Source organism: Halocalculus aciditolerans (assembly GCF_014647475.1).
Lineage (GTDB): Archaea > Halobacteriota > Halobacteria > Halobacteriales > Halobacteriaceae > Halocalculus > Halocalculus aciditolerans.
Map to the genome: position 1 here is coordinate 403,868 of NZ_BMPG01000001.1, position 26,507 is coordinate 430,374.

The 26,507-nt window shown below is 67.7% G+C and carries 25 protein-coding genes; 8 read left to right on the top strand and 17 right to left on the bottom strand.

Features of this window, described 5'->3' with window-relative positions:
- Nucleotides 1-24: 24 nt before the first annotated feature.
- Both IEY26_RS01975 and argS read left to right on the top strand, forming a co-directional pair.
- Nucleotides 25-762: an MBL fold metallo-hydrolase gene (locus tag IEY26_RS01975; RefSeq protein ID WP_188975308.1), complete on the top strand. Its 738-nt coding sequence runs from the start codon at nucleotides 25-27 to the stop codon at nucleotides 760-762.
- A gap of 143 nt (nucleotides 763-905) precedes the next feature.
- Nucleotides 906-2,657: an arginine--tRNA ligase gene (argS, locus tag IEY26_RS01980; RefSeq protein ID WP_188975310.1), complete on the top strand. Its 1,752-nt coding sequence runs from the start codon at nucleotides 906-908 to the stop codon at nucleotides 2,655-2,657.
- 311 nt (nucleotides 2,658-2,968) lie between these two features.
- Here argS and IEY26_RS01985 read toward each other — a convergent pair whose 3' ends face one another.
- Nucleotides 2,969-4,006 (bottom strand): DHH family phosphoesterase, encoded by a 1,038-nt coding sequence (locus tag IEY26_RS01985; RefSeq protein WP_188975312.1) that lies wholly within the window; start codon nucleotides 4,004-4,006, stop codon nucleotides 2,969-2,971.
- A gap of 114 nt (nucleotides 4,007-4,120) precedes the next feature.
- Between IEY26_RS01985 and prf1 the strand changes: the two genes are divergently transcribed.
- Nucleotides 4,121-5,380 carry a peptide chain release factor aRF-1 gene (gene prf1, locus IEY26_RS01990; protein ID WP_188975314.1) on the top strand — a complete coding sequence of 420 codons (1,260 nt, stop codon included), beginning with the start codon at nucleotides 4,121-4,123 and terminating at the stop codon, nucleotides 5,378-5,380.
- Between the two features lie 260 nt (nucleotides 5,381-5,640).
- On the opposite strand, the gene IEY26_RS01995 is transcribed toward prf1, so the two are convergent.
- The 12 genes from IEY26_RS01995 to ahaH form a co-directional block, all read right to left on the bottom strand.
- A complete protein-coding gene (locus IEY26_RS01995; RefSeq protein WP_188975317.1) occupies nucleotides 5,641-6,183 on the bottom strand; it encodes a YfcE family phosphodiesterase in 543 nt (180 codons plus the stop codon).
- Between the two features lie 48 nt (nucleotides 6,184-6,231).
- A complete protein-coding gene (locus IEY26_RS02000; RefSeq protein WP_188975319.1) occupies nucleotides 6,232-6,630 on the bottom strand; it encodes a DUF6276 family protein in 399 nt (132 codons plus the stop codon).
- A gap of 55 nt (nucleotides 6,631-6,685) precedes the next feature.
- Complete coding sequence (locus IEY26_RS02005) at nucleotides 6,686-8,077, bottom strand: FAD-dependent oxidoreductase (RefSeq protein WP_188975321.1); 1,392 nt, start codon at nucleotides 8,075-8,077, stop codon at nucleotides 6,686-6,688.
- Nucleotides 8,078-8,294: 217 nt separating this feature from the next.
- Nucleotides 8,295-8,987, bottom strand: a complete 693-nt coding sequence (locus tag IEY26_RS02010) for a V-type ATP synthase subunit D (protein ID WP_188975323.1) — start codon at nucleotides 8,985-8,987, stop codon at nucleotides 8,295-8,297.
- Nucleotides 8,988-9,191: 204 nt separating this feature from the next.
- Complete coding sequence (locus IEY26_RS02015) at nucleotides 9,192-10,631, bottom strand: ATP synthase subunit B (protein WP_188975325.1); 1,440 nt, start codon at nucleotides 10,629-10,631, stop codon at nucleotides 9,192-9,194.
- A 1-nt stretch (nucleotide 10,632) separates the two neighbouring features.
- The gene (locus IEY26_RS02020) at nucleotides 10,633-12,384 is read right to left on the bottom strand and encodes an ATP synthase subunit A (RefSeq protein ID WP_188975327.1); all 1,752 of its coding nucleotides are present in this window, start codon (nucleotides 12,382-12,384) and stop codon (nucleotides 10,633-10,635) included.
- Nucleotides 12,381-12,722, bottom strand: coding sequence for a V-type ATP synthase subunit F (locus tag IEY26_RS02025; protein WP_188975329.1), 342 nt, complete (start codon nucleotides 12,720-12,722; stop codon nucleotides 12,381-12,383). Before IEY26_RS02025 ends, IEY26_RS02020 begins: the two co-directional genes overlap by 4 nt.
- The gene (locus IEY26_RS02030; RefSeq protein WP_188977078.1) at nucleotides 12,719-13,771 is read right to left on the bottom strand and encodes a V-type ATP synthase subunit C; all 1,053 of its coding nucleotides are present in this window, start codon (nucleotides 13,769-13,771) and stop codon (nucleotides 12,719-12,721) included. The genes IEY26_RS02025 and IEY26_RS02030 overlap by 4 nt, the downstream gene beginning before the upstream one ends.
- A gap of 5 nt (nucleotides 13,772-13,776) precedes the next feature.
- The gene (locus IEY26_RS02035; RefSeq protein WP_188975331.1) at nucleotides 13,777-14,361 is read right to left on the bottom strand and encodes a V-type ATP synthase subunit E; all 585 of its coding nucleotides are present in this window, start codon (nucleotides 14,359-14,361) and stop codon (nucleotides 13,777-13,779) included.
- A gap of 9 nt (nucleotides 14,362-14,370) precedes the next feature.
- Nucleotides 14,371-14,649 (bottom strand): F0F1 ATP synthase subunit C, encoded by a 279-nt coding sequence (locus IEY26_RS02040; RefSeq protein ID WP_188975333.1) that lies wholly within the window; start codon nucleotides 14,647-14,649, stop codon nucleotides 14,371-14,373.
- Nucleotides 14,650-14,652: 3 nt separating this feature from the next.
- Entirely contained in the window at nucleotides 14,653-16,755 is a 2,103-nt protein-coding gene (locus IEY26_RS02045; RefSeq protein WP_188975335.1) for a V-type ATP synthase subunit I, read from the bottom strand.
- The gene (gene ahaH / locus IEY26_RS02050; RefSeq protein WP_188975337.1) at nucleotides 16,742-17,074 is read right to left on the bottom strand and encodes an ATP synthase archaeal subunit H; all 333 of its coding nucleotides are present in this window, start codon (nucleotides 17,072-17,074) and stop codon (nucleotides 16,742-16,744) included. The genes IEY26_RS02045 and ahaH overlap by 14 nt, the downstream gene beginning before the upstream one ends.
- Nucleotides 17,075-17,175: 101 nt before the next feature.
- Here ahaH and IEY26_RS02055 point away from each other — a divergent pair, with 101 nt between their 5' ends.
- A complete protein-coding gene (locus IEY26_RS02055; RefSeq protein WP_188975339.1) occupies nucleotides 17,176-17,796 on the top strand; it encodes a methyltransferase domain-containing protein in 621 nt (206 codons plus the stop codon).
- Here the strand turns inward: IEY26_RS02055 and IEY26_RS02060 are convergent, their stop codons facing one another.
- Nucleotides 17,797-18,267: a type IV pilin gene (locus tag IEY26_RS02060; protein ID WP_229773891.1), complete on the bottom strand. Its 471-nt coding sequence runs from the start codon at nucleotides 18,265-18,267 to the stop codon at nucleotides 17,797-17,799.
- A gap of 22 nt (nucleotides 18,268-18,289) precedes the next feature.
- Nucleotides 18,290-19,510: a DUF7094 domain-containing protein gene (locus IEY26_RS02065; protein WP_188975340.1), complete on the bottom strand. Its 1,221-nt coding sequence runs from the start codon at nucleotides 19,508-19,510 to the stop codon at nucleotides 18,290-18,292.
- 118 nt (nucleotides 19,511-19,628) lie between these two features.
- Here IEY26_RS02065 and IEY26_RS02070 point away from each other — a divergent pair, with 118 nt between their 5' ends.
- From IEY26_RS02070 to IEY26_RS02085, 4 genes are all read left to right on the top strand, one after another.
- A complete protein-coding gene (locus tag IEY26_RS02070) occupies nucleotides 19,629-20,711 on the top strand; it encodes a helix-turn-helix transcriptional regulator (protein WP_188975342.1) in 1,083 nt (360 codons plus the stop codon).
- A 259-nt stretch (nucleotides 20,712-20,970) separates the two neighbouring features.
- Entirely contained in the window at nucleotides 20,971-21,765 is a 795-nt protein-coding gene (locus tag IEY26_RS02075; protein WP_188975344.1) for an electron transfer flavoprotein subunit beta/FixA family protein, read from the top strand.
- Entirely contained in the window at nucleotides 21,762-22,736 is a 975-nt protein-coding gene (locus IEY26_RS02080) for an electron transfer flavoprotein subunit alpha/FixB family protein (protein WP_188975346.1), read from the top strand. Before IEY26_RS02075 ends, IEY26_RS02080 begins: the two co-directional genes overlap by 4 nt.
- A 207-nt stretch (nucleotides 22,737-22,943) precedes the next feature.
- On the top strand, nucleotides 22,944-23,828 hold the full coding sequence (locus IEY26_RS02085) for a polyprenyl synthetase family protein (RefSeq protein ID WP_188975348.1): 885 nt from the start codon (nucleotides 22,944-22,946) through the stop codon (nucleotides 23,826-23,828).
- Nucleotides 23,829-23,957: 129 nt separating this feature from the next.
- Here IEY26_RS02085 and IEY26_RS02090 read toward each other — a convergent pair whose 3' ends face one another.
- Entirely contained in the window at nucleotides 23,958-25,046 is a 1,089-nt protein-coding gene (locus IEY26_RS02090; protein WP_188975350.1) for a DUF373 family protein, read from the bottom strand.
- Nucleotides 25,047-25,099: 53 nt separating this feature from the next.
- Complete coding sequence (locus IEY26_RS02095; protein WP_188975352.1) at nucleotides 25,100-26,431, bottom strand: MFS transporter; 1,332 nt, start codon at nucleotides 26,429-26,431, stop codon at nucleotides 25,100-25,102.
- Nucleotides 26,432-26,507 lie beyond the last annotated feature (76 nt).

Genomic DNA, 26,507 nt, shown 5'->3' on the forward strand with positions numbered 1-26,507 from the left:
TCGCTGTAGACCGAAGCGTCGCGTATGGACGTGACTCTCCTGCGGCACGCGACGCTCCTCGTGGAACTGGACGGCGTGCGCTTCCTCGTCGACCCGATGCTCTCCGACGCCGGCGCGAACCCACCGGTCGAAAACACGCCGAACCAGCGGCGGAACCCGCTCGTCGACCTCCCCGACGCGGTGACTGATGGCGATTCGGCCCTCGCTCACGACGCGGTCCTCGTCACGCACCGCCACACGGACCACTGGGACGCGTGGGCGGACGCCGTCGACCCGAGCACGCCCGTCTTCTGCAACCCCGCGGACGCCGAGCACTTCGAGGCGGACGGCCTCACCGACGTTCGCCCCGTCGACGGGGGCGAGACGTTCGAGGGCGTGACGCTCCATCGGACGCCGGCCCGTCACGGCCACGGCGACCTCGCGGAAGCGATGGCTCCCGTCTGCGGGTTCGTCCTCGACGGCACCGAATCCCTCTACATCGCCGGCGACACCGTCTGGTACGACGCTGTCCCTGAGACCATCGACGACCACGACCCGGACGCCGTCGTCCTGAACGCCGGCGCGGCGCAGTTCTTGGAGGGCGAGCCCATCACGATGACCGCGGAGGGCGTCGCGAACGTCCGCGACCACGTGAGCGACGGCACCGACGTCCTCGCCGTCCACATGGACGCTATCAATCACTGCCTCCTCTCCCGCGACGACCTCCGCGAGGCCGTCGACGACGTCGCGATCCCCGACGACGGCGAGACGGTCACCCTCTGACCCGGTTCGACGGGCGGGGGAGTGGCTCACCCTCTGACCCAGTTCGACGGGCGGGAGAGTAGTGCGCTGTGGTGGCGTGGGGCGGGGCGTTCGACCGTCGATTCTTCGGAACGCTCTTGCCTGCGCGCGGTGGAATCCTCTCTATGTTCCTGGCTTTCCGCGAGGAGGTCGAGGACGCCCTCGCGGGCGCGCTCGACAGCCTCGGTTATCCGACCGACGACCTGGGTATCGAGGAGCCGCCGGAGGGTGTCGACGCCGTGTTGGCGTCGAGCGCGGCGTTCCGGCTCGCCGGCGTGGCGGAGTCGCCGCCGCCGGCGGTCGCGGCCGACGTCGCCGACGCCGTCGACGTGTCGGGGTACACCTACCTCGGCGGCGTCTCGTCGCAGGGGCCGTACGTGAACTTCACGCCGACCGCTGACTACTACGCGGACACCATCGAGACGGCCGACGAGGACCACGGCCGCCTCCCCGCGACCGGCGAGGACGTCGTCGTCGAGCACACGTCGGCGAACCCGACTGGTCCCGTGCACGTCGGCCGCGCGCGGAACCCCATCGTCGGCGACGCCGTCGCGCGCCTCCTCGACTACGCCGGCCACGACGTCGACCGCCACTACTACGTGAACGACGCCGGCCGCCAGATGGCGGTCTTCACGTGGGCGTACGAGACGTTCGACGAGGACGACTTCGACGAACCGCCGGCGCGAGACCGCGTCGAGTACGACCTCGTTCGGTACTACCGGAAAGGAAACGCCTTCCTCGAAGACGCCGACCCGGCGAAGGTCGAGGAAGCAGAAGACGAGATTCAGGCCATCATGCAGGGCCTCGAAGAGGGCGACGAGGAGACGAAGGCGCGCGTCACCGAAGTCGTCGACCAAGTCCTCGGCGGGATGCGGGAGTGTCTCGCGCGCCTCCCCGCGGAGTTCGACGAGTTCGTGAAGGAGACGCGCTTCATGCCCGAACCCACGCGCGACCTCGCGAACACGCTGAAGGAGATGGACGAAGCCGTCTTCGAGGAGGGCGCGTGGCAGCTCGACCTCGGCGAGTACGGCATCGACAAGAACCTCGTCTTCTTACGTTCTGATGACACGAGCCTCTACCCGACGCGCGACCTCGCACACCACCAGTGGAAGTTCGAGCACTACGACCGCGCCGTCACGGTGCTCGGCGAGGACCACACCCTCCAGGCCGACCAGATTCGCACGACGCTCGACCTCCTCGGCGAGGACACGAGCCAGCTCGAACAGATCCTCTTCGGCTGGGTGAACCTCCCCGGCGGCGAGTCGATGAGCACGCGCGCCGGCACCGGCATCGACCTCGACGACCTCCTCGACGAAGCCATCAGTCGCGCGCGCGCCGAGGTCGAAGACCGCCTCGAAGACCGCATCCGCGACGACGACCTCGACGCGGACGACGTCGACCGCATCGCCCACCAGGTCGGCATCGGCGCGGTCCGCTACGACATCGTCTCCAAGCAGCCGTCGAAAGCCATCACGTTCGAGTGGGACGACGCCCTCGACTTCGAAGGCCAGTCCGCGCCGTACGTCCAGTACGCCCACGCCCGCGCCTGCGGCATCCTCGACGCTGCCGACGGCGCGAGCGACACCGTCGACGCCAGCCTCCTCGACGCCGACGAAGAACGCCACCTCGTCCGCGAGGTCGCGCGCTTCCCCGGCGTCATCGAAGGCGCGGCCGAAGACCTCCGCCCCCACCAGGTCGCCACCTTCACCCGCGAGTTCGCCGACGCCTTCAACCAGTTCTACCGCGCCTGCCCCGTCCTCGCCGACGACGTCGACCCCGCCACGCGCGACGCCCGCCTCGCGCTCGTGGCGGCTGCGCGGGATACGCTGGCGAACGCCCTCGACGTGCTCGGGGTCGAAGCGCCAGAATCGATGTAGACGTGGCTCCGCAGGAGCCACGTTAAACCGAGCGGGAGCGACCTGTGGGAGCGACACGCGAGCAGCGTGACTCGGAACGAGCGATAGCGAGTGAGAGTCACGTCGAAGCGAACGGCGCGAAGCGCCGTGAGCAGGACGAGGTTCGAAGCGCCGAACGGAACGAGGCGCTTCGAACCTCGGTAAAGCGAGCGGGGAGGGACGACCAGCGAGCACGCAGTCGTGGCTGAGTGGCGCAGCCGAACCAGCGAGCGGCGAAGCCGCGCGTCACGCGGTTCGGGCTGCACGAGCGAGGCGAACGGCGGCGTCGCGTGCTATTCTCTCTCGCTTCGGTCTTCGTCTTCTTCGACGCTGAGGTTGAGGCCGGCGACGAGGCGGGCGGTGACGATCTGTTCGACGATGGCGAGGAGTTGGGTGTCGTCGGTGGTGTAGTCGGCGAAGATGCCGAGGGGGATTTCGCCGCCGGCCATCTCGCGGTGGCCGCCGGCGCTCCCGACTGTTTCGAAGGCTTCGCGGATGGCGTCGCCGATGTGGATGCGGCTGTCGGTGGAGCGCGCGGAGAGGTGGATGGCGTCGTCGACGATGCCGTAGACGATGGCGGTTTCGACGCCTTCGAGGGTGGCGAGGTAGTCGGCGGCTTGGGGGAGGGCGTCGCGGTCGGTGGTGCGGCCGACGTGGGTGATGAGGGACGCGCCGCGGATCTTCCGGTTCTCGATGGCGGTGGCGATGGCGTCGATGGTCGCGCCGGTGACGGAGGGAGTGGAGAGCTTGTTGAGGAGGTCGATGTCGGCGTGTTCGTGGAGGCGGCCGGCGGCGTCGTATTCGGCGCGGGTGACGCCGCGGAGGAAGCCGAGGGTTTCGCGGCGGATGGCGAAGAGGAGGGCGGTGGCGAGCGTGGCGTCGAGTTCGACGTCGAGGGCGTGGACGTATTCGGTGAGGATGGTGGCGGTCGCGCCGGCGGTTTCGCGGTGGTCGACGAAGCGCGCGGCGACGTCGTCGGCGGGGTGGTGGTCGATGACGATGTCGACGGGGGTGCCGTCGGGGACGCGGTTGTTCGCGCCGGGGACGGAGTGGTCGACGAAGGCGAGGAGTGTGTCGGCGGCGCGGTCTTGGACGAGCGCGGGGTCGAAGGGGAGAAGGTCGATGTCGAGGAGGTTGACGAACGCGCGGTTCTGCTGGTGGGAGATGTCGCCGCTGTAGAGGATCTTCCGGTCGTCGATGCCGGCGGCGGCGGCGATGCGGCCGAGCGCGAGCGCGCTCGCGAGGCAGTCGGGGTCGGGGTTGTTGTGGCAGACGACGAGGAGTTCGTCCGCGCCCGCGAGGAGTTCGTGGAGGCCGGTGGCGTCGGTCATCGCCGTGGTGTTTCGACTCCAGGTAGTTAGCGTGTCGCCCGCGTTCACGCGGCGTCTCGGGCGGCCCGCGAAACGTCAAAGGGTACTTACCGCGTCGTAGGGTAGAAATAGGTAATGAGCGAGCAGGAGGGCGAGGAGGTGTCCGAAGACCGCCGAAAGTACGAGTTCCGGAAGCTCATCGAGGATCTCCAGGACTACTCGGGGTCAGGGACACAGCTCGTCACCATCTACGTGCCGCCGGACAAGCAGGTTTCCGACGTCGTCGCGCACGTCACGCAAGAGCACTCGGAGGCGTCGAACATCAAGTCGAAGCAGACGCGAACTGCGGTACAAGACGCTCTCACGTCTATCAAGGACCGCCTTCGGTACTACGACACGTTCCCGCCGGAGAACGGTCTCGTGCTCTTCTCGGGCGCGGTGGACTCCGGCGGCGGCCAGACGAAGATGGTCACCGAAGTCCTCGAATCGCCGCCGCAGTCCATCCAGTCCTTCCGCTATCACTGCGACAGCGAGTTCCTCACGGAGCCCCTGGAGCACATGCTCGCCGACAAGGGCCTCTACGGCCTCATCGTCCTCGACCGCCGCGAGGCGAACGTCGGCTGGCTAAAAGGCAAACGGGTCGAACCCGTGAAGTCCGCGTCCTCGCTCGTCCCCGGGAAGCAGCGGAAAGGGGGTCAGTCCGCCCAGCGTTTCGCTCGCCTGCGCCTCGAAGCCATCGACAACTTCTACCAGGAGGTCGCCGGGATGGCGAACGACCTCTTCGTCGCCCAGCGCCACGAGCTCGACGGCATCCTCGTCGGCGGCCCCAGCCCCACGAAGGACGAGTTCCTCGACGGCGACTACCTCCACCACGAACTCCGCGATAAAGTCCTCGGCAAGTTCGACGTCTCCTACACGGACGAATCCGGCCTCTACGACCTCGTGGACGCCGGCTCCGAGGCGCTCGCCGACGCGGAGATCATGGAGGACAAGAACCTCATGCAGCAGTTCTTCAAGCAGCTCAACGCCGGCGAGGAGGCCACGTACGGCTTCGAACCCACGCGGAAGAACCTCGTCATGGGATCCGTCGAGACGCTCCTCATCTCCGAGGACCTCCGCAAGGACGTCGTCACCTACGAGTGCTCGAACGGCCACGACGAACGCGAAGTCGTCGACGCCCGCCACGAGACCAAACCCCACGAGTGCACGGAGTGCGGCGAGGAAGTCGACGCCAGCGACGCCGAACGCGACGACCTCATCGAACACCTCATGAACATCGCCGACCAGCGCGGCACCGACACCAAGTTCATCTCCACCGACTTCGAGAAGGGCGAACAGCTCCTCAACGCCTTCGGCGGCGTCGCCGGCCTCCTCCGCTACTCCACCGGCGTCTAAAAGTACCTTTTACGCTGCGCTCGTTCGCTTCGCTCACTCGCTCGGTAAAAGCTACGACAAAAGCACTGCGTCACCCCCTACCGGGGGTTCCTTGGCCTCGCGGCGAAGCCGCGAGTGAATCGCGACCCTTCCGGGCTCTTCGAGCCGCTCGGGTCGCGAATGCCTGACTCTGGTTTCTCCCCGTTGAGCTAGACGTCTGTCTGCGCGGCTGCTGACCGTACGGGTCTTCTCTTCCAGCAACAGAAGTGTGGGCGTACTCTTCAGGCTTCGTGGACGGTGACGTCGACGTCGCCGTCGTCGACACTGGCGGTCATCATCGTCGCGCTGTCGACGCCGACGCCGCACGCAGTGCCGGGGTTGAGCGCGCGAATTCCGTCGTGGATTTCGTCGACGACTTCGTGGATGTGACCGCCGACGGCGATGACGGTCTCCTCGCCGCCGGCGCGCGCTCGCGCGGTGTCGGTGACGGCGTCGAGCCAGTCGTCGCGTGAGAGCACGAGCCCCGCGGAGGAGGGGTAGACGGCCGCGCGAACGTGGTTTATCATCCCGTGCGTGACGACGAACGTGACGTCCACAACGTCGAGTGCGGCGACCTTCGGCAGGTCGATGTCGTCGGGGTCCGCGTTCCCGTAGACGGCCGTCAGGTCGCCGGTGAGACTCCGGAGGTCGGCAAGCGCCTGTTCGGAGGCCGTGTCGCCCGCGTGAATCACGTGGTCGGCGTCCGCGATTCGCTCGCGGAAGGCGTCGGGGAGTTCGTCCGCCGGCTCGGGCAGGTGGGTGTCAGAGAGGATGGCGACCTGCATACCTATCGACAGTACGGGTACGGGAAGGTATATTCTGGGGTGCGCTCGCTACTCGTAGAGCAACTGTTCTAACTGCCTGTTCCGCCGGTCGACGTCGAAGTAGGGCTGCAGGGCTTCGTCGGCGTCGAGGCGGTCGAGGAAGAGCATGACGTCGACGCCGCGGGATTCGGCGTCGCGGGCGAGCGCCGACAGCTCGCTCCGGTAGAGCGCGACGGAGTCGACGACGGCGAGCAGGCACGCGAGCACCGCACCCGCCTCGCTATCGCGGGGGAAGGCGTCGCTGATAGTTTGAAAGTCCGGATACTCGCTCGGTGGGTCGTCCGTCGGCGTCACGCGGAGGCAGGTGGTACAGAGCTCGCCGCCCGGCCGGTCGTCCGGCAGGTGGTCGCGCGCCGCCTCCGGCACGGGAAAGGCGAGCGTCTCGCCGCCGCAGTGCTGACAGGTCATATCTCGACTACTCCCGCGACCGGGAAAACACTACGCGAAACCCGCGCGTCCGGGGTTATTCTTCGTCTTCGTCGACTTCCTCGACCGCGCTCTCGAGTTCCTCTCCGTTTTCGCCGCGCGGGAAGTTCCCGATGGTGTCGGCGCGGAAGGCCTCTTCGTCGAACTCGTACTCGCCGTCGAAGAAGTCCATGACGGTGTGCGTGTCGCGCATCGCGTTCTTCAGGCAGGTGGACGCGCCCGGCGACGGCGTGATGTTGAAGATGACGTCGTCGCCGACGATCTTCGCTTCACCCATGTCGAGCGATTTCTTCTTCGTGTCGACGATCTGCGGGCGGACGCCGCCGTAGCCCTTCGCGCGCTCGATGTCGTCGAGCTCTGCGCTCGGCACGACCTTCTGGACTTCGGGGAGGAAGGTTCGCTTTCCGACCTCGGGGACGTCGTAGACGAGGTTCCGGAGGACGTACGGCAGGAGGATGCGGTCGGCGAGGATGTTCCCGTAGGACAGGAAGGACGCGACGTTCAGCCCGAAGACGTCGAGGAAGTCGCCGACGGTGTTCAGGCGACCGCGTTCGAGGGTCGGGACGAGCTTCGCGGTCGGCCCGAAGCGCGTGATGGAGTCGTCGTGGACGTCCGCGTCCCCGTGCACGGCCGCGAACGGGAGCTTCTTCATCTGGAGCGTGTACACCTTCCCGTTCAGGAAGTCCTCGGCGAGGAAGAAACTCCCCGCGACCGGGAGGAGGACCTTCCCCTCGCCGTACCCCATCTCCTTCGCGATCTGGAGGCTGTGCGAGCCCGCGGCGACGACGGCGACGTCCGCGTCGAACGGCCCCTCGTCCGTCGTGAGCGTGTAGCCCTCCGTCGTCTCCGTGACGTCCTCGACCTTCGTCCCCGTGAAGACGTCGACGCCCTCCTCTTCCTCCGCTTTCTCGACGAAGGACTGGGCGGTCTGCCCGTAGTCGACGACGTAGCCGTCCGGCGTCTGGAGCGCGAGCAGGTCCTTCGCGGGGTCGCGGCCCTCCACGACCTTCGGCTCTAACTCTGCGATTTCGTCGCGCTCGATGGGGCGGAGTTTCGGGTAGAGGTCCCCGAAGCCCTCCTCGTGGTAGCGCTCTTCGAGCTTCGCGACCTCCTCGTCGCCGACGCCGAGCACCATCTTCGAGCGCTTCGAGTGCATCTCGCGCTCGCCGTCGTGGTTCTCGAGGTAGCCCGCGAGGAGCTCCGCGCCCTCTTTGACTTCTTCGGCCTTCTCGAGCGTGTAGTTCGTCTCGATGTCGCCGAAGTGGAGCGTCTGCGAGTTGTTCGTGACGTGGGAGTTGATCGCCGCGATCTCGTCTTCCTTCTCGACGAGCGCGACCGACTCGACGTCGGTGAACTTCGCAACGGTGTAGAGGAGCGATGCGCCGCTGATGCCGCCGCCGACGATGACTAGGTCGTATTTCCCTGACATGACTGGCTAACCGGTGACTACGTCGTTCGTCGTACTCCAGCCGCTTAACTCATGTTTTATGTGACCGCAGAACACCGACAGATGTCCTATCGGGGGTTCGACAGACGTACGAAAAGCCGGCGTCGTCGCCGGTGCCAATACGACCCGGTTCGGCAGACGAGTCGGTATCAATACGACCCGACCGAGAACCCCACGCCGAACGCGGAAAACTGATTTCTCAGTCCGCAGTGACTTCCGCTTCCCCTTCGGCCTCGGCCTCCGCGGCCTCCCGCGCCGCGCGCTCTTCTTCTTCCTTCTTGTTCTTCACCTTCTTCATCCGGAAGATCTCCTCGCGCTCTTGCTCTTCGAGCTTCTGCTCGATGTACTCCTGGGACTCGTAGAGCTCCGGCAGGACCTTGTGCTCCAGCGCGTTCACGCGGCGCTTCGTCCGCTCGATCTCGCGCAGGAGCTTCTTCATCGCCGTCTCCACTTCCGCGGCGAGGATGATCTGGTCGAGGAGGTTCTCGTAGGCGTCCGCGACCTCGTCGATACGCCCGGACGTCCCGATGACGCCGTACCCGCGCTCGTCGAGGCTCTTCTGGACCTTCGACGACTCGATGTGCGGCACGACGACGCCCATGATGTTGCTCGACTCCACCGTGATCTCGGGGTGCTCTTTCAGCGCCGCCGCCGCCCCGCGAACGGCGACGTCGCCCTCCATCGCCCGCGCCATGTTGATGGTCTGCTGGGCGTCGTCGTAGGACGTCTCTAAGTCCTCGCGCACGTCCTGCGCGCGGTCGAAGATGTCCATGAACTCCATGATGAGCCCGTCACGCTTCTGCTCCAGCGTGTCGTGGCCCTGCTCGGAGAGCTCGATGCGGTCCTCGATCTCCATCAGGTTCTTCCGCGTCGGTTTGACGTCCTCGGCCATGGTCTATTGTGATTGGCTTGCGAGCGGAGCCAGTTAACCGTTTTCAGTCCCACCGCGCGCGGACGGCCGTGACACTCCCGTTCCGCCTGTCGACGACCCGCTCGCCGCCACGCCGAAGCGTCGACGCCGACGGCAGAATCAGCCCACACCTTCGACTCGTCGGCGTCGCCACTACGGGTTCGAGAACGAGGAAAGAGAAGCGAGTTAGGCTTCGGCTTCCGCTTCCGCGTCGCCGTCGGCTTCGTCCGATTCGGACTCCGCCGTGTCCTCGCCGTAATACTGCTCGATGTACTCCTCGTCGACGCGGTTGAGCTCCGACTTCGGGAGCATCGAGAGGAGGTCCCAGCCGATGTCGAGCGTCTCGACGATGTCGCGGTTCGTCTGGTAGCCCTGCTGGACGAACTTGTTCTCGAACGCGTCCGCGAAGTCGAGGTAGCGGTTGTCGCGTTCCGAGAGCGCCTCGCGACCGACGATGTTCACGAGGTCGCGGAGGTCCTCGCCTTCCGCGTACGCCGCGTACAGCTGGTCGGAGACCCCGGAGTGGTCGCCGCGAGTGAGGCCCTCGCCGACGCCGTCGTCCATCAGCCGACTCAGGCTCGGCAGGACGTTCACCGGCGGCTGGATGCCCTGACTGTTCAGGTCGCGGTCCATCATGATCTGGCCCTCCGTGATGTACCCCGTCAGGTCGGGAATCGGGTGCGTCTCGTCGTCACCCGGCATCGTCAGGATGGGGATCTGCGTGACGGTCCCCTCGCGGCCCTTGATGCGGCCGGCGCGCTCGTAGAGCTGCGCCAGGTCCGTGTACATGTAGCCCGGATAGCCACGGCGGCCCGGGACTTCCTCGCGGGCCGCGCCGATCTCGCGGAGCGCCTCGCAGTAGTTCGTCATGTCCGTCAGGATCGTGAGGACGTGGTAGTCCTTCTCGAACGCGAGGTACTCCGCGGCCGTGAGCGCCATCCGCGGCGTAATCGTCCGCTCGACCGCCGGGTCGTCGGCGAGATTGAGGAAGACGACGCTGCGTTCGAGCGCGCCCGTGCGCTCGAAGTCGTCCATGAACTCGTTCGCCTCCTCCGCCGTGATGCCCATCCCGGCGAAGACGACTGCGAACTCCGTATCCTCGCCCGCTTCTTCGTCCTCGGGGACGGTCGCCTGTCGGGCGATCTGGAGCGCGAGCTCGTTGTGCGGCAGGCCGGACGCCGAGAAGATCGGAAGCTTCTGCCCGCGAACGAGCGTGTTCATCCCGTCGATAGAGGAGACGCCCGTCTGAATGAACTCCTCCGGATACTCGCGAGCGTGCGGGTTGATCGCTTTCCCGACGATCTCCTGGCGCTTGTCCGGCACGATGTCCGGGCCGCCGTCGATCGGATTCCCGGCACCGTCCATCACGCGACCGAGGAGGTCCTCGGTCACCGGGAGCTTCAGGGTCTCGCCCAGGAAGCGAACGCTCGCGTCCTGCCCGATCCCCGTCGTCCCCTCGAAGACCTGCACCGCGACGAGGCCGTCGGACGTCTCGAGCACCTGGCCGTGTTTCACGTCGCCGTCCGGCGTCTCGATCTCGACGATCTCGTCGTACCCGATGGGTTCGTCCGTCTCGACGTACACCAGCGGGCCGCTAATCTCCGTTATCGTCTGGTATTCCTTCATCTTAGTAGAGCTCCTGGAGCTGTTCGGTGATCTCCGCTTCGAGGTCGTCGATGTAGGACTCCCACTCCTCCTGCACGCCGATGCGGTTCAGGCGCGGCGCGGCCTCGATGGCCGTGATCTCCTCGACGGGCGCGCCGCCCTCGAGGGCCTTGAACGCCTCGTCGTTGAGCGTCTTGATGGCACCGAGCATCCGGTAGGTCTTCTCCGGGGAGCAGTACGTGTCCGTGTCGTGGAACGCGTTCTGCTGGAGCCACGCCTCGCGCAGGTAGCGCGCGACCTCGAGCGTGAGCTGCTGGTCGTCGGGGAGGGCGTCCTTCCCGACGAGCTGCACGATCTCCTGGAGCTCGTCCTCCTCGTCGAGGACGTCGACCGCCCACTGGCGGCGCTCCGGGAAGTCCTCCGCGACGTTCTCTCGGTACCACGGGTCGAGCTGCTCCTTGTAGAGCGAGTACGACTCGTTCCAGTTGATGGACGGGAAGTGCCGGCGTTCGGCGAGGTCCGCGTCCAGCGCCCAGAACGTCTTCACGATACGGAGCGTGTTCTGCGTGACCGGCTCGGAGAAGTCGCCGCCCGGCGGGCTGACCGCGCCCACGACGGACACCGACCCCTCGGTCCCGTTGATGTTCTCGAAGTAGCCGGCGCGCTCGTAGAACTGCGCGAGGCGCGCGGCCAGATAGGCCGGGTAACCCTCCTCGCCGGGCATCTCTTCGAGGCGCGAGGAGATCTCGCGCATCGCTTCCGCCCAGCGGGACGTGGAGTCCGCCATCAGCGCGACGTCGTACCCCATGTCGCGGTAGTACTCCGCGATGGTGATGCCCGTGTAGATGCAGGACTCGCGCGCTGCGACGGGCATGTTCGACGTGTTCGCGATGAGGCTCGTCCGCGCCATCAGCGGGTTCCCGGTCGTCGGGTCTTCGAGGTTCGGGAAGTCCTCGATGACTTCCGTCATCTCGTTCCCGCGTTCGCCGCAGCCGATGTAGATGACGATGTCCGCGTCGCTCCACTTCGCCAGCTGCTGTTGCGTGACGGTCTTCCCGGAGCCGAACGGCCCCGGAATCGCCGCCGTCCCGCCTTTCGCGATGGGGAACATCCCGTCCTGCACGCGCTGCCCCGTGATGAGCGGCGTCTCCGGCGTCTGCTTGTCGCCGGACGGCCGCGCTTCGCGGACCGGCCACTCCTGGAGCATCGCGATGTCCTCGTCGTTGTCGAGCTCCACGACCGTCTCGTCGACGGTGTGTGCGCCCGCGTTCACCGCGGTGACCTCGCCGCCCTCGGAGGTCGGCGGGACGAGGACCTTGTGTTCGATGCTGACGGTCTCGTCGACCGTCCCGACGATGTCGCCGGGCTCGACGACGTCACCGGTCTCGACGGTGGGCTCGAACTCCCACTCTTTCTCCATGTCGATGCCCGGTGCGTCGACACCGCGGTCGAGGAACGCGCCCATCTCGTCTTCGAGCACGTCCAGCGGGCGCTGCACACCGTCGTAGATGGTGTCCAGGAGGCCCGGGCCCAGGTCGACCGTGAGCGGGTTCCCCGTGTTGTCGACGGGTTCGCCGGGGGAGACGCCGGACGTCTCCTCGTAGACCTGGATGGTCGTTCGTTCGCCTTCGATCTCGATGACCTCGCCCATGAGTCCCTCGTCGCCGACGTAGACGACGTCGTTCATCTGGGCGTCGAGGTCCGTGGCGACCACAACGGGGCCGCTCACGCTCTCGATTACGCCGGAATCAATGGTTTCTACTGCCTGACTCATTCTCCTTCCTCGTTGTCGGACTCCATCAGGTCGATCCCGATAGCGCGCCGAATCTGGTCGCGGAGGCCCGTCTCACCGGCCCCCTCGGTGCCGAGCAGGACGAACGTCGGTTCGACGCTCGTCTCCACTCGCTCCCGGACGTCCCGGGAGAGATACTCCATGTCGTCTGCGTGCATCACGCCGATGCCGACGTTCCCGTCGTCGAACACGCGCTCGACGGCCGCGTCGAGCTCGGCTGCTTTCTCGTCGTCGGGAACGTTCTCGAACTTCCTGACGCCGGCGAGCCGGAATCCGGTCGTGAACTCCGGGCTGCCGACGACGGCGATCTCCTGCGTCATAGGATGACGAGTTCCTCCTCGATTTCTTCCTCGCTCAGGCCGACTTCGCGGCCGCGAGCGATCGCGCGGATGTTGTCGACCTCGCGTTCCTTCGCGAGGACGTACGCGAGCGCCGGGCAGACGGAGAGCGGAAAGATGTGCGAGAGGTGGTCCGAGTAGGAGAGCAGCGCCGCGTCGAGCGCGTGCTCGAACGCGATGAGACTCCCGCCCTCGACTTCGATCTCTTCGAGCGCGGCGTCGAGTTCGTCGCCGTACGAGCTGTCCCGGAGGCGCGTGATGAGTTCGTCACGCTGCCCGACCAGGCTGTTGAGCTCGCTCGCCGAGAAGAGGCGGCCGCCCTCGATGTAGTACTCCGCGGGGTCGAGGTCGGCACCGGAGCGCGCGAGCCGGAACGCGTTCCGGACGTTCCGGAAGTCGATCTCGGCCTGCAGGAACTTCACGAACTCCCGCGTTCCCGAATCCGTCGCCGCGCCGAGCCCCTTCAGGAGGTGCTCGTAGAACGCGCGGTCCGTGGCGTTCTCCAGCGGCACGAGCGACCCCGACTCCTCGAAGTCACCGTACGCCGCGGCGAGCGGCTCGCCGAAGATGGTGTCGGCGAGCACGTCGACGGCCTCGCCGACGTCGTTCACCTCGCCGAGCTGCGCGAGCGTTCGCTCGTCCAGCTCGCCGGCGCGGATGAAGTCCGTCTCGATGGTCGCCGCGTCCGTCTCCGAGTAGACACCGCGGAGCGCCGTCTTGACGTTCCACGCGTCGAACTTCCGGAGGTAGCGCGTCAGGAGGTCGTCCATCCGGCCTTCCGCCCACGACAGGAGGTCCTCGCAGTGCTTCGCGAGGTTCCGGTTCAGGGCGTACTCCACGAGGTCGACGCCCGTGTGCCGGGACGCCAGCTCGTCGATCTCCGTCTGGTACTCGGACTCCTCGAGGAATCGCGCGATCTCGGCCGGCCCCATTCGCATCAGCGTGCGGTAATCCTCCTCGTCGAGGAGGGCCGCCCACCGAGAGCGAACACGAGCGTTCACGTACGCGTAGTTCGACGCGTCGCGGCCGATGGTCGTCATTGGTCCTCGAAGAGCGTGTCGCTGATGTCCTTCAGGTCGTCGTCCCAGACCGCTTCGAGCACGCTGTCGAACGTGTTCTTCACGCGGACACGGGACGTCTCGCTCTCCACGACGACGCCGCCGAGACAGTCGAACTCGCCGGCGGGCTCCGCCGAGGAGTACTCCTCGACGAGGTCCGCGACGAGCTCCGCGTCCTGCGGCGCGTAGTGGACAGCGAGCTGTTCGCCCTCGTCGAACTCCGCGAGCGCCGCGTCGAGCAGCGCTTCCGTGAGTTCACGGCGTTCGTCGCCGTCGAGCGACGCGATTTGGTCTTCGACCTGCGAGCGGACGTCGTCGAGAGCGTCCCGGCGAGCGCGCATCCGCTCGTGTTTCGCTTCGAGCTTCGCGCTCGAGAGGCGTTGCTCGCGGAGCTGCTCGATCTCGCGCTCCGCTTCCTGTTCCGCCTCCTCGATAATCTCGTCGGCGTCGGATTCGGCTTCGGCGACGATGTCCTCGGCTTCCGCCTCGGCGCGCTCGCGGATCTCCTCCGCCCGAGCGCGGGCATCGTCTCGAATCTCCTCGACGACTGTGTCCAGGCTCATCGTCAGCGTTTAGACGATGAAGATGACGACGAGCGCGAGGATAACGAGCGTTTCAGGGAGGACCGTGAACAGGAGACCGACCCCGAAGAAGTCCTCGTCTTCGGCGATCGCGCCGACGGCGGCGGCACCGATTCCACCCTCTGCGACGCCCGCGCCCAGCGCGGCGATACCGACGCCGAGGGCGGCGAGGCCCGTCGCGAAGTCGCCGTTGATTTCGGCGAGAGCGAGGTCGGTGAAGCCGGCGAGCGATGCGAGCGCGTTGGCAAAGGCTACTGTGATTTCGAACATTGGTTAGTCTTGTGTAGTGTGCGTTCGCTGGTGACCGAACGGTTCGTATTTCTCCCCACCGCCTTCATAAAACTTCCCAAAGAACTCGACGTATTCGAGGCGTATAGCCTGTAAGCCGGCGCTTGTGACGCCAAGCGCTAGCACGAACACGTGGCCGATGAGCAGGACGAGGATGCCGCCCAGCACGCCGGCGATGCCGCTGTGAACGAGCCCCGGGAACATGATGGAGGCTTCGGGGTGGTGTTGCAGTGCTTCCGCGGCGGTCTGCCCGGTGAGGAAGTGGAACTCCCCTTCGTACTGGTAGGCTCCGAAGAACAGGAGGTTGACGACGAACGCCATCCCCGCCTTCGCGATCATGACCGCGGCGAGCCGCGTGTACGAGAGCACGTGTGTGACCGTCTTCAGCGCTTCTTCGAGCGCGAGTGCGCCCTCCGCTGCGAGCAGCAGGAGGAGGCCGAGCAGCGCGACGCCGAGCGCGACGACGCCGGCCGTCGACGAGAACCCGGCGAACCCGAGCGCGACCGGGCTGCCGTTCATGACTTCGTAGATGAAGTCGGGTTTCGAGTCGGCGAGGTGGCGGCTGAAGATCCAGCCCCAGACGCCGACCATGATGAGGACCCACGAGCCGTTCTCCAGCACGGCCGTCTTCACGCCGTGGCCGCGGGCTTCAGTGATGAAGCCGAACGCCTGCCCGACCGTCATGTGGATGACGCCGGCGAAGATGGAGACCGCCAGCCAGAGCTGGGCGTAGCCGAGATAGCCCGGCTGGAGGCCCTTGTGGATCGGCGGGTGGCCGTGCCAGAGCACCTCACCGAGGACGTGGAATCCGAATATCTCGCCGTAGAGGATACCGAAGAGCACCGTGAACCCACCGGCCCACATGCCGACGGAGCCGAGGCTCTTGATACCTTCACTGTCGAAGCGCGTGTAGAGGAACGCGCCGGCGAGCGTGTAGAGCAGCCCGTACCCGACGTCCCCGATCATGAACCCGTAGAAGACGGGGAACGTGAGGAAGAGGACGACGGTCGGGTCGATCTCCCAGTACTTCGGGCGGTTGATGACGCGCACGAGGAACGCGAACGGGTTCATCGCGGCGGGGTTGTCCTGGACGACGGGCGGGCGTTCCTCCTCGCCGCCGTCGGCGACGGCGTGGTGGTCGCTCGGCGGCTCGTAGCTCGCGCGTTCGAGCTCTTCGATCTCGACGCGCTCGCCGACGGCGTCCTTCACGGCGGACGCGAACGACGAGTACTCGCTCGTCGGCACCCAGCCCTCCGCGACGAACGCGTGCTCCGTGGTCGCGAACTGGAGCGGCGCTTCCGCCTTCTCCACGGCGATGGAGAGCTCCTCTTCGGCGGCGAAGAGGAACCCGGCGTGTTCGAGTCCGAGCGTCTCCAGCTCGCTCTCGACGCTGTCGAGCTTCGACTGGAGCTTCCGCTTCCTCCGGGAGAGGCGGTCGAGATGCTCCTCGGGGGAGCCGTCGGCGTCCGGCACGTCGATGGCCAGGAACTCGACGCCGGCGAGGGCGTCGTCGAGCACGTCCGTCGCGCCGTCCGCCGGGTGGGCGAAGACGGCGACGATATCGGAGTCGTCCCCGGTGAACGTCTCGAACCGGGCGACGTTGCTCGCGTCTGCGAGCGCGTGCTCGACGGCGGCGGCGTCACCTTCGCCGACGGCGACTTCGAGTGAGTCGTAGCCGGCGAGGAGGTCGAGGTCGAGGCCGAGGTCGACGAACGGCTCGGTGCGCTCGATGGCCTCCTCGACGGCCGCGAGGTCGTCCTCGATGTCGCTCCGGCGGTCGTCGAGCTCGTTGACTTCCTGCCGGACGGCTTCGAGCTCCGTCTCCAGCGCGTCCTCGGTGACGATGCGCGCACTCCCCGCGTCGTCGGGCGAGACGTCGAGGATGGAGAGCAGCGACCTGACGGTGACGAGCTTCTCCGCCGCGTCGTTCGCGCCCTCGAGCGGCGACCCGCTCTCGAACCCCTCGGCGTCTTCCGCGTACGGCGTGAGGTGGACGACGTTCTCGTCGTGTGCGACTTCGATGACGTCTTCGACGACGCCTTTGGTGCCCGTGACGGACACCTTGCTCATCTGCTCAGGTCTGAGCATGCACCGCCTCCGTGAACCGCGCTACCGCGAGGTCGACCGCCTCGTCGGTGTTTCGCTTCGCGCGCTCCTCGAGGCGCTCTCGCTCCTGCTTCCCTTCCTTGATGACGCGTTCGCGTTCCGCCTCGATTTCTGCTTTCGCGTCCTCGATTCGGTCGTCTTTTAGTGCAGCCGCTTCCTCCTCGGCGTCGGTCCGAATCTCCTCGGCTTTCGCGCGCGCCTCGGTGATGCGTTCTTCGGCCTCGGCTTCGGCTTCAGCGACGATGTCGTCGGCGTCCTGCTCAGCCTCTTTTACTCGTTCGAGAACCTCTTGCCTCGGCATTGGCTAACGGGCGATGCTTGCACGACTGCGTATAAGGTAGTTGCGAAAGGGCTGAGTCAGAACCCGAGGGGTTATCCCGGTCACCCACGAACCCGCGAGTGATGGGAGTCCTCGAGGACAAAGCGCGAGCGCGGACGTTCTACCGCTATCTCTCGCGGGTCTACGACACGGTGAACGCGTACATCTGGAACGCGGAGATGCGGGACGAAGCCCTCGACTGGTTCGACGCGGACGCGGACGACCGCGTGCTCGACGTCGGCTGCGGCACGGGCTTCGCCACCGAGGGCCTCCTCCAGCACACGGAGGACGTCGTCGGCCTCGACCAGTCCGTCCACCAGCTCCAGAAGGCGTGGGCGAAACTCGGGAAGCACGACCCGGTCTCGTTCACGCTCGGGGACGCCGAACGCCTCCCCTTCGACGACGACGCGTTCGACAAGACGTGGTCGTCGGGGAGCATCGAGTACTGGCCGAACCCCGCGACGGCGCTCGCCGAAATCCGCCGCGTCACGAAGCCCGGCGGCACAGTGTTAATCGTCGGGCCGAACGAGCCGCACACGTCGGTCGGGCAGTCGCTCGCGGACGCGATGATGCTCTTCTACGACGACGAGGAGGCGGACGAGATGTTCCACGACGCCGGCTTCGAGGACGTCGAACACCGCTACCTCGGCCCGTGGTACAAGCCCGACATCGCCATCGTCTCTATCGCCACGGTCCCCGAGTAGTCAGCCGACGCGGACGCGGGCGACGGCGATTCGCTGCTTCTCGACGAACAGTTCGACTGTCACGGTGTCGCCTCGCTCTGGGAACGGCGCGTTCGTGCGAGCGACGCGGACGCTCGCGGTTTCGCCGACCGACCACCGCGGGTCGGCGTTCCGGTTGAACGGGCCGGTCGGCCCGCCCTTGAACCCCGACGCGGCGAAGAAGGGAACCGGTGGTTGGTCGGCCAGCGGCCGGCCGTCGACGCCGATGCGGACGCCGAGTCGCCGGGCGTCGAGCGGGCCGCCGGCGGTGAGCGTGAGCGCCACGCGGCCGCCCGCGGACGCGTCCGCTGTGACGCCGACCGGCTCCGCCGGCTGCGGGAGGGCGAGCGCGGTCGCGCCGGCGACGACGGCGGCGAGGCAGACGCTCACGGCGACGAGCGAGACGACCGCAATCGGGCCGGTGGCGGCGCGCGACCCGCGGCGGGGAGACACGCTCCGAGGTCGCCGCGTCTTCCTACGTAAGCGTTGAGACGGTCACGTTGTACTGCTCGCCCTCCCGGAACGCGGTGACGTTGTACGTCCCCTGGGGGGAGAGCGCCCAGAGCTCGCCGTCGGTGCCCGTCTGTCCGACGGTCGTGCCGTTGATGCGGACGCTCGCGTCGAGCGGCGCGCCGGTCGCGTTCGTCACGGCCACGCGGAGCGGTCCGCCGGCGTACGTCCGATTCACCCAGAGCGTCCGGTTGTCGTGACTGTCACTCACCGACGGGCCGGTGGGGAGCGAGGAGAGGTACTGGTACTGCGTCTCGCTGTACACGTTCGTCGTGTTCGCGTCGATGAACGCGACCAGCCGCCCGTGGTTGTGCGTGATGTCGGCGGTGTAGGCTATCTGCCCCCAGAACCGCTGGTTGCGCCGGTGGTTGTTCTGCCCGGACTGATTCCACCCCCACGGGTAGGCTTCCTGGAACTGCTGTTGGCCCTCGGAGATGGTGTCGATTGTGCCCTGCGAGCCGGTGAAGGCGTCGGCGTCGACGGCCTCGCGGACGTAGGTGTCGTCGTCGATGGTGGCGAGCGTGAACCCGCTCGCGGTCGCGGCGACGTAGATGCGCGTCGGCGGCTGGTCGTCGCGGATCGCCGCGGCCGCGCGCTCGCGGACCGGGCCGGTGAGCGTCGCGAGGTGCGCGTTCGCCTTGCCGAGCTCCACGCGGATCGACTGCGCGTTACGGAGCTGGCGGGCGCGCGGGAAGGCGTCCTCGACGAGGCGGTTCACGCCGCGAGCGCGCGAGTCGACGTACGCCATCGTCTGGACGTACTCGGTCGCGGTGAGTTCACCGGCCGCGTACGCCCGCGTCGCGTTCTGTTGGAGGCGTTCGAGCTCGTCGATACGGGCGTTGATTCGCTCGGTCTCGTTCTCGAGGACGGCGCGTCTGGCGTCGGCGGTAGTGGCGTTCTGCCAGCGCTCGTCGAACTCGTAGGCGGCGAGCGCGTTCCCGCCGTCGCCGGTGCCGATGCGGACGGCGCTCGTGAGCGTGAGCGAGGGTTCGACAGTGGTGGCGCGCGCCGCGCCGTCGAGGACGAGGACGTCGGTGGTGTTCTGTGCGGGCGAGACGAGACGTGGCGTCTGCCCGACCTCGTTGTCGACGTTCGCGTTCGGGGTGGTGCCGCCGAGCGAGACAGCGGCTACGGGGAGGGCGAGGACGAGGAGGGCGACGACGAACGCGGGGACCAACCGCGGCATACGTCTGACGGATACGCACGCGAACATAAAAACCCACACGGAAGTCCGGGCCGCTCCGTTCATCGTGGTGTCATGCCGATGGAAAGCGTTTTGCCGCGACGGGGAGCACTCACACGTAATGCGGCAGGTCGTCTGCGTCGCCCTCGTCCTCCTCCTCGCGGCCACGGCGCCCGTGGCAGCGGCCAGCGCCGACGCCGACCCCGGGCCGAGCGACATCGTCATCGGCGTCAACGTGCACGAGAACGGCGACGCCACGTGGAACGTCACCGCGACGTACCCGTTGAACTCCTCCACCGACCGCCGGGCGTTCGCGCGCTTGAGCGACGAGTTCACGCGCGGCGGCGACGTCTTCGTCCAGCCGGGCGTGTTCGAGTCGGCGGCGAGCACGGCGAGCGAGCGCACGGGTCGCCCGATGTCCGTCACGGACGTCCGCTACGGCACTGACGTCCGGAATCGGACGGGCGTGAACGCGACCGGCGTGTTGACGCTGAAGTTCCGGTGGAACGGCTTCGCGAACGCGACGGCCGGGAACATCACGGTCGGCGACGCCTTCTCCGGGTCGCTCCTCGGCGACCTCACCGAGCGGGAGACGCTGTACATCGCGCCGCCCGATGGCTATCGGCCGCTGAGCAGCAGCTCGTCCGATCAGGTACGGAACGGCGCGATCTACTGGACGGGCCCCTACGAGTTCGCGAGCGGCGGGCCGAGCGTCCAGTTCACCGAGGGGTCGGGGCCGCTGTTCGGCGGGTTCGGCGCGGTCGCGGTGCTCGTCGTGCTCGCGCTCGTCGTCGGCGGCGCGGTCGCGTACGTCGTCGTCGGCCGCTCCGACCGCGACCTCCCGGGTCTCGGCTCGACGTCGGACGCGCCACCGGACGAAGCGTCGGCGACGGAACCCGACGAGGAAGCCGCCGAGGAGCCCGACGGCGACGCCGAGGCGGCGGGCGGCGGGGCCGCTGGCGCGGCCGGGGCGGCCGGTGATTCGGGCGTCGACGAGGAGCTGCTGAGCGACGAGGAGCGCGTCGAACGCCTCCTCGAAGCCAACGGTGGCCGGATGAAGCAGGCGAAGATCGTCGAGGAGACCCGCTGGTCGAACGCGAAGGTCTCCCAGCTCCTCTCCAGCATGGCGGAGGAGGGCCGCGTCGAGAAGCTCCGCATCGGCCGCGAGAACCTCATCAGCCTCCCCGAGGAAGCCGAAGAGTAAACGGCGGTCTCTGGTTGCTCCCCGGTGCGACCGCTAGCGTCGGCTATCGATAGGCGTCGAATCCTCGTGGGGGACTCCGTGTCGAGGCCTGGCCCCGACGCCCTTCGCGCGCTACTCACACCCACGAAACCCGCAAACAACGAAATTCTACGAGGCCGATATGGCATCGAGAGTTAGCTCGACGTGTGGCTTCGGTTACAGTGGTAGATGTGCGTGGTTTCGAAAACGTTTACCGGCCCGCGGCGGGAGTTGTTCAGTGATGAAGGTTCTCGTCACGGTGAAGGAGGTGGCGGCGGTCGAAGACGACTTCGAGATCGCCGGCACGGAGATCGACGACACGTACCTCGAGTACGACCTGAACGAGTGGGACGACTACGCGGTCGAAGAAGGCGTTCAGCTCAGCGAGGCCGGAGACGACGTCGAAGTCGTCACCGTCACCATCGGCCCGGAGCGCGCCGAGGAGACGATTCGGATGGCGCTCGCGAAGGGCGCGGACCGCGCGATTCGCGTGTGGGACGACGCGCTGGAGGACGCAGAGCTCCTCGACGTCGAGTCGAAGTCCAAGATTCTCTCGGCGGTCGTCGAAGCCGAGGACCCCGACCTCGTGCTCTCCGGCGTGCAGGCGAGCGACGACTCCTTCGGCGGGACGGGCGTCGCGCTCGCCGACGAAGTCGGCTTCGAGTGGGCGGCCGTCGTGAACAGCCTCGACCTCGACGTCGACGAGCAGGTCGCGCACGTCCGCCGCGAACTCGAAGGCGGCGTCGAAGAGCTCGCGGACGTCGAAACGCCGGCCGTGCTCACGATTCAGACGGGTATCAACGAGCCGCGATACGCGAGTCTGCGCGGGATTCGGCAGGCTCAATCGAAGGAGATCGACCCGCAGTCGTTCGACGACCTCGGCCTCGACGCCGCGGTCGCGGACTCCGCCCTCGAAATCACGGACATGTACGAGCCCGAATCCGAGAGTGACGCACAGTTCCTCGACGGGAGCGCAGAAGAGCAGGCCGGCGAGCTCGCTGGCGTGCTGCGGGACCTGGGGGTGGTCGGCCAATGAGTAACGTCCTCGTGGTCGCCGACCACCGCCGCGGCGAACTCCGCGACGTCTCCTTCGAACTGCTCACCGCGGGCCGCCAGGTCGCCGACGCGACCGGCGGCGACCTCCACGCGGCCGTCGTCTCCGGCGACGTCGAGGAGTTCGGCGACCAGCTGAACCGCGAGGGCGTCGACGCCGTCCACACGGTCGCGAACGGCGAGGAGTTCAACCACGACGTCTACGTGCAGGCGACGGAAGCGCTCGCCGCCGACGTGGACGCCGAGTTCATCGTCCTCCCGAACTCCGTGAACGGCCTCGACTACGCGCCCGCCGTCGCGAACCGCCTCGACCGCCCCTACGTCTCCGACGTCATCGACGCCGCCTACGACGGCGGCGTCCTCGAAGCGACCCGAGAGATGTACGGCTCGAAGGTCGAGACGACCGTCGAAGTCGCGGACGGCCCGTTCGTCGTCTCCATCCGCCCCGGCGAGTGGCCGGCCGCGGAAGGCGTCGGTGACGCGTCCGTCGAAGCCGCCGACGTCGACATCGACGACTCGCAGGTCCGCTCCACCGTCACCGGCTTCGAGGAAGTCGGCGGCGGCGACGTCGACATCGCGGACGCCGAGTTCCTCGTCTCCATCGGCCGCGGCATCGAAGAAGAAGAGAACCTCGAACTCATCGAAGCCCTCGTCGAAGCCACGGGCGCGACCATGTCTTCGTCTCGGCCCATCGTCGACAACGGCTGGCTCCCGAAGAACCGGCAGGTCGGCCAGTCCGGCAAACAGGTCACGCCGAAAGTCTACCTCGCCATCGGCATCTCTGGTGCCGTCCAGCACGTCGCCGGCATGAAGAACGCCGAGACCATCATCGCCATCAACACCGACCCGAACGCTCCTATCTTCGACATCGCCGACTACGGCATCGTCGGCGACCTCTTCGACGTCGTCCCCGCGCTCATCGAGGAGTTCGGCGGCGACGCCCCGAACGTCTAAGCGGCGCTCTCCTCTCCTTCGTTTCTCGCTCTCGGTCCGTTCTTTCTTCTGCCCCCCTCTCTCTCTCCCGTCTCACACCTTCCAGCGCTTCGTCTCGGCGTGCGTCCCTGGCGGTCGACCGCTATCGAGCGTCGAGGCCGACGGCGTCGCGGCGGCCGCGCGGGTAAGCCGCGGGAGTCAAAAGGGCGGAGCGCCGAGATTCAGGTAATGGAGTACGTGGAGGAGCGTCGAGCCGCGGTCGAGGACCACTTGCGGGCGACGCTGTCGCGAGTGGAACCGGCGGCGCTCCGCGAGTCGTTGGAGCACGTGACGTTCGCGGGCGGGAAGCGCGTCCGCCCGACGGTTACGGTGCTCTGCTGTGAGGCGGCGGGCGGCGAGGTCTGGACGGGAGGGACGCCGGAGTCGACGCTCGCGCCCGCCGGCGAGCGCGCGCTCGACTTCGCCGTCGGCATCGAACTCGTTCACTCGGCGAGCCTCGTCGTCGACGACATCATCGACCGCTCGGAGCTCCGCCGCGGCGAGCAGTCAGCGTGGGCGGCGTTCGGCTACGGCGACGCCATCGTCGCGTCCGACGGATTGCTCGGCGAGGCGTTCGCGCTCTTCGACGCCGACCCGCGCGCGACGACGACCGTGGCCGACGCGATGATCGAACTCGGGCAGGGCGAAGCCTCGGAGCTCGTCGCGAAACCCGAATCCGAGGAGGCCTACCTCCGGCTCGCCCGCCGAAAGACGGGCGCGCTCTTCCGCGCCGCCGCCGAGCTCGGCGCTATCGCCGCGGACGCCGACGACGAAGTCGTCGCGGCGTTCGGTGAGTACGCAGAACGCGTCGGCGTCGCCTTCCAGATTCGCGACGACGTCCTCGACGCCACCGGCGACGCCGAACGCCTCGGGAAGCCCGCCGGCGTCGACGACGAGATGGACCGCCCGTCCGTCCTCCGCGTCACCGGCCGCTCCGTCGAGGAAGTGAACGCGCTCGCCGACGAACAGCGCGACGCCGCCCTCGCCGCCCTCGACCGCATCGACGGCCCCACCGGCCACGCCCGCGACTACCTCGACGACCTCGCGGTCTTCGTCGTCGAGCGGGAGCGATAACGCGGTTCGGAGAGAACGAGCGCCAGCGAGTGAGCGAGAACCACGGGAACGCGAGCGGTGCAACCGCGAGCAGCGAGAGCGGGGCGGACGAGGAGGAGCAGACGGGAGCGGTCGGTTCTCGGGTGTTGTTCAGGCGGTTCTGGTTCGTTCGTCGCGGCGTGATTCGATGACGGCGAAGGTGAGGGTGGAGACGACGCCGAGGATGGTTCCCGCGGTCAGGACGCCGGCGAGGACGGGGAGGCTGACGATGCCGAGGAAGAACGCGCTGAGGGTGTGGAGGACGGCGGCGATGGCGGCGACGTAGAAGGGGGCGTTGAGGTAGCGCCATTCGAAGCGGTCGGCGAGGTATTCGTCGGTGATCTGGCCGAGGCTGGTGGTGAGGCCGGCGGCGGCGAACCAGCGGACCGCGCCGTAGGTGAGGGCGGCGAGGACGCTGGTGGGTGGGAGGCCGCCGGGGGCGTCGGCTCTGGCGGTTTCGAGAGTGTTGTAGGCTTCGACGCCGCCGACGACGAGGAGGGCGGCGGCGACGACGTACGTGAGGAGGGTGACTCTGCCGGTGTAGAGGCCGCTGAGGGCGCGTTCGACGAGGTTGTCAATGGCGTCTTCGAGGCCGAGGCCGCGGAAGAGCGCGTAGAGGCCGAGGAAGGCGGAGGAGAGTCCTAAGACCGTTCCGGGGAGGCCGAGGTATTCGGCGAGGACGGCGAGCGGGTAGATGAGGAGGAGGACGCCGAGCGGGACGAGGATCGTCCCCCTCGTTTCGGGGTCGTCGAGGACCTGTTTGATGGTGTAGTACATCGATTCGAGGTCCTGGGCTTGCCGGACGACGACGCGGCGGACGCTGTCGATGGGGACGCGTGAGCGGATGACGGGAATCACGCTCTCGTCCTGTGCGCCGTCGGTGACGACGATTGCGCGCACCTGTTCGTCGGCGCGGATGGCGGCGAGCACTTCGTCGACTTCGTCGCCGACGGCGCGGTTCGCTTCGACGTCGCTCGCGTCGACGCCGGTGACGGCGGCGACCTCCATGCGTTCGGTGGTGTCGAGGTCGTCGTAGAGGTGGACGCCCTCGAAGAGGACGTTCACGTCGGAGTCCTCGGGGTCCGCGGTGGCGAGCGCGACCGCGGCGTCCTCGACGGCGTCCCGGCCGACGACCGGCGTGTCCATGCCGGTCTTCCGTCCGAGGTCGTCGTCTAAGTCGACGCAGAGGACGAGCAGCATTCACTCACCCCTTGACCGCAGAGGGTTAAGGAGGTTCGGGGGGACGGTCGGAATCACCGGGCGTGACCGGGGTCGGGGAGCGGCGGCTCCTCGGCTTCGGCGTCGTCACTGCGGGTGAAGCGCGCGGTGATGACGAGTGCGAGGAGCATGAGGGCGGCCCCCGCGAGGAAGGGGAGGGCGTAGCCGAGGACGTAGAGCGCGCCCATGAGGACGGGGCCGACGGTGCGCGCGAGGCTGCCCGCGCCCTGCGTGACGCCGAACGCGCTCCCCTGTGTCTCCGCGCTCGCGCGGCCGGAGACGAGCGCGGCGAGCGTGACGTTCAACACGCCGTTCCCGAAGGAGAGGAGGGCGAGGGTCGCGAGCAGGCCGACGAGCGCCGGCGTGAACCACGGCGTGACGGCGGGCACCCAGGCGAAGAAAACGTCGCCGACGGTCGGGCTGAACGGGACGGCGGCGAGCGCGACGACGAGCACGCCCGCGCTCGCGACGGTCAGCGTCACCTCGTCGTACCGGCGGGTGAGCGGGCCGACGATGCCGCCCTGAACGACGACGGCGAGCACGCCGATGTACGCGAGGAGGACGGCGGCCTGCGAGCTCCCGTAGCCGTACTGGCCGGCGACGAACGGGATGAACATCACCTGGACGCCGGAGAAGGCGAGGGAGAGGAGGAAGAACGCGGCGACGAGGCCGCGGAGGCCGGGCGTTCGGAGGGCGGCGAGGAGCTGGCCGACCATCGTCCGGCGCGCCGACCGCCCGCCGGGGCCGACGCGTCGGGATTCGGGGAGAGCGACGAACGCGAACGCGAGGTTCGCGGCGGCGAGGAAGGCCGCGCCGAACGCGGGGAGCGTGTAGTGCGTTATCGGGAGGACGGGGATGACGGCGTCCGCCGCGGCGACGACGGCGGGATAGGAGAGGACAGCGCCGAGCGCGGGCCCGAAGACGAAGCCGAGGCCGAACGCCGCGCCGAGGAGGCCGAGCGCCTGCGCGCGCTTCGCGGGCTCGGTGACGTCGGCGACGTAGGCCTGCGCGGCGGCGAGGTTCCCGCCGGCCGCGCCGGCGAGGAGTCGGGAGCCGAACAGCCAGAGGAGCGAGGGTGCGAGACCGAACGCCAGCCACGCGAGCACGGTGCCGCCGACGGAGACGAGGATGACGGGGCGGCGGCCGTAGCGGTCGCTCACGTTCCCGAGGAGCGGCGCGAAGAGGAACTGCGTGACCGAGTAGGAGGCGGCGAGGAGGCCGATGACGAACTCGTTCGCGCCGAACGAGTAGACGTAGTAGGGGAGAATCGGGATGACGAGCCCGAACCCGAGGAGGTCGACGAAGACGACGGCAAAGACGACGGCGAGTGCGCGGCGTCGCTTCCCCTCCGCGAGTGAGATGGCCATACGCCCCCTGCATCTGTCACGCGGTTAAACGTACTGTCCGACTCCGGTCGATTCGTTCGACGCCGCGGGTGTGCCA

Excerpts from the sequence above, each read along its gene's own strand:
- IEY26_RS01975 (WP_188975308.1), top strand. The coding sequence starts at position 25 with ATGGACGTGACTCTCCTGCGGCACGCGACGCTCCTCGTGGAACTGGAC.
- argS (WP_188975310.1), top strand. The coding sequence starts at position 906 with ATGTTCCTGGCTTTCCGCGAGGAGGTCGAGGACGCCCTCGCGGGCGCG.
- IEY26_RS01985 (WP_188975312.1), bottom strand. The coding sequence starts at position 4,006 with ATGACCGACGCCACCGGCCTCCACGAACTCCTCGCGGGCGCGGACGAA.
- prf1 (WP_188975314.1), top strand. The coding sequence starts at position 4,121 with ATGAGCGAGCAGGAGGGCGAGGAGGTGTCCGAAGACCGCCGAAAGTAC.
- IEY26_RS01995 (WP_188975317.1), bottom strand. The coding sequence starts at position 6,183 with ATGCAGGTCGCCATCCTCTCTGACACCCACCTGCCCGAGCCGGCGGAC.
- IEY26_RS02000 (WP_188975319.1), bottom strand. The coding sequence starts at position 6,630 with ATGACCTGTCAGCACTGCGGCGGCGAGACGCTCGCCTTTCCCGTGCCG.
- IEY26_RS02005 (WP_188975321.1), bottom strand. The coding sequence starts at position 8,077 with ATGTCAGGGAAATACGACCTAGTCATCGTCGGCGGCGGCATCAGCGGC.
- IEY26_RS02010 (WP_188975323.1), bottom strand. The coding sequence starts at position 8,987 with ATGGCCGAGGACGTCAAACCGACGCGGAAGAACCTGATGGAGATCGAG.
- IEY26_RS02015 (WP_188975325.1), bottom strand. The coding sequence starts at position 10,631 with ATGAAGGAATACCAGACGATAACGGAGATTAGCGGCCCGCTGGTGTAC.
- IEY26_RS02020 (WP_188975327.1), bottom strand. The coding sequence starts at position 12,384 with ATGAGTCAGGCAGTAGAAACCATTGATTCCGGCGTAATCGAGAGCGTG.
- IEY26_RS02025 (WP_188975329.1), bottom strand. The coding sequence starts at position 12,722 with ATGACGCAGGAGATCGCCGTCGTCGGCAGCCCGGAGTTCACGACCGGA.
- IEY26_RS02035 (WP_188975331.1), bottom strand. The coding sequence starts at position 14,361 with ATGAGCCTGGACACAGTCGTCGAGGAGATTCGAGACGATGCCCGCGCT.
- IEY26_RS02040 (WP_188975333.1), bottom strand. The coding sequence starts at position 14,649 with ATGTTCGAAATCACAGTAGCCTTTGCCAACGCGCTCGCATCGCTCGCC.
- IEY26_RS02045 (WP_188975335.1), bottom strand. The coding sequence starts at position 16,755 with ATGCTCAGACCTGAGCAGATGAGCAAGGTGTCCGTCACGGGCACCAAA.
- ahaH (WP_188975337.1), bottom strand. The coding sequence starts at position 17,074 with ATGCCGAGGCAAGAGGTTCTCGAACGAGTAAAAGAGGCTGAGCAGGAC.
- IEY26_RS02055 (WP_188975339.1), top strand. The coding sequence starts at position 17,176 with ATGGGAGTCCTCGAGGACAAAGCGCGAGCGCGGACGTTCTACCGCTAT.
- IEY26_RS02065 (WP_188975340.1), bottom strand. The coding sequence starts at position 19,510 with ATGCCGCGGTTGGTCCCCGCGTTCGTCGTCGCCCTCCTCGTCCTCGCC.
- IEY26_RS02070 (WP_188975342.1), top strand. The coding sequence starts at position 19,629 with ATGCGGCAGGTCGTCTGCGTCGCCCTCGTCCTCCTCCTCGCGGCCACG.
- IEY26_RS02075 (WP_188975344.1), top strand. The coding sequence starts at position 20,971 with ATGAAGGTTCTCGTCACGGTGAAGGAGGTGGCGGCGGTCGAAGACGAC.
- IEY26_RS02080 (WP_188975346.1), top strand. The coding sequence starts at position 21,762 with ATGAGTAACGTCCTCGTGGTCGCCGACCACCGCCGCGGCGAACTCCGC.
- IEY26_RS02085 (WP_188975348.1), top strand. The coding sequence starts at position 22,944 with ATGGAGTACGTGGAGGAGCGTCGAGCCGCGGTCGAGGACCACTTGCGG.
- IEY26_RS02090 (WP_188975350.1), bottom strand. The coding sequence starts at position 25,046 with ATGCTGCTCGTCCTCTGCGTCGACTTAGACGACGACCTCGGACGGAAG.
- IEY26_RS02095 (WP_188975352.1), bottom strand. The coding sequence starts at position 26,431 with ATGGCCATCTCACTCGCGGAGGGGAAGCGACGCCGCGCACTCGCCGTC.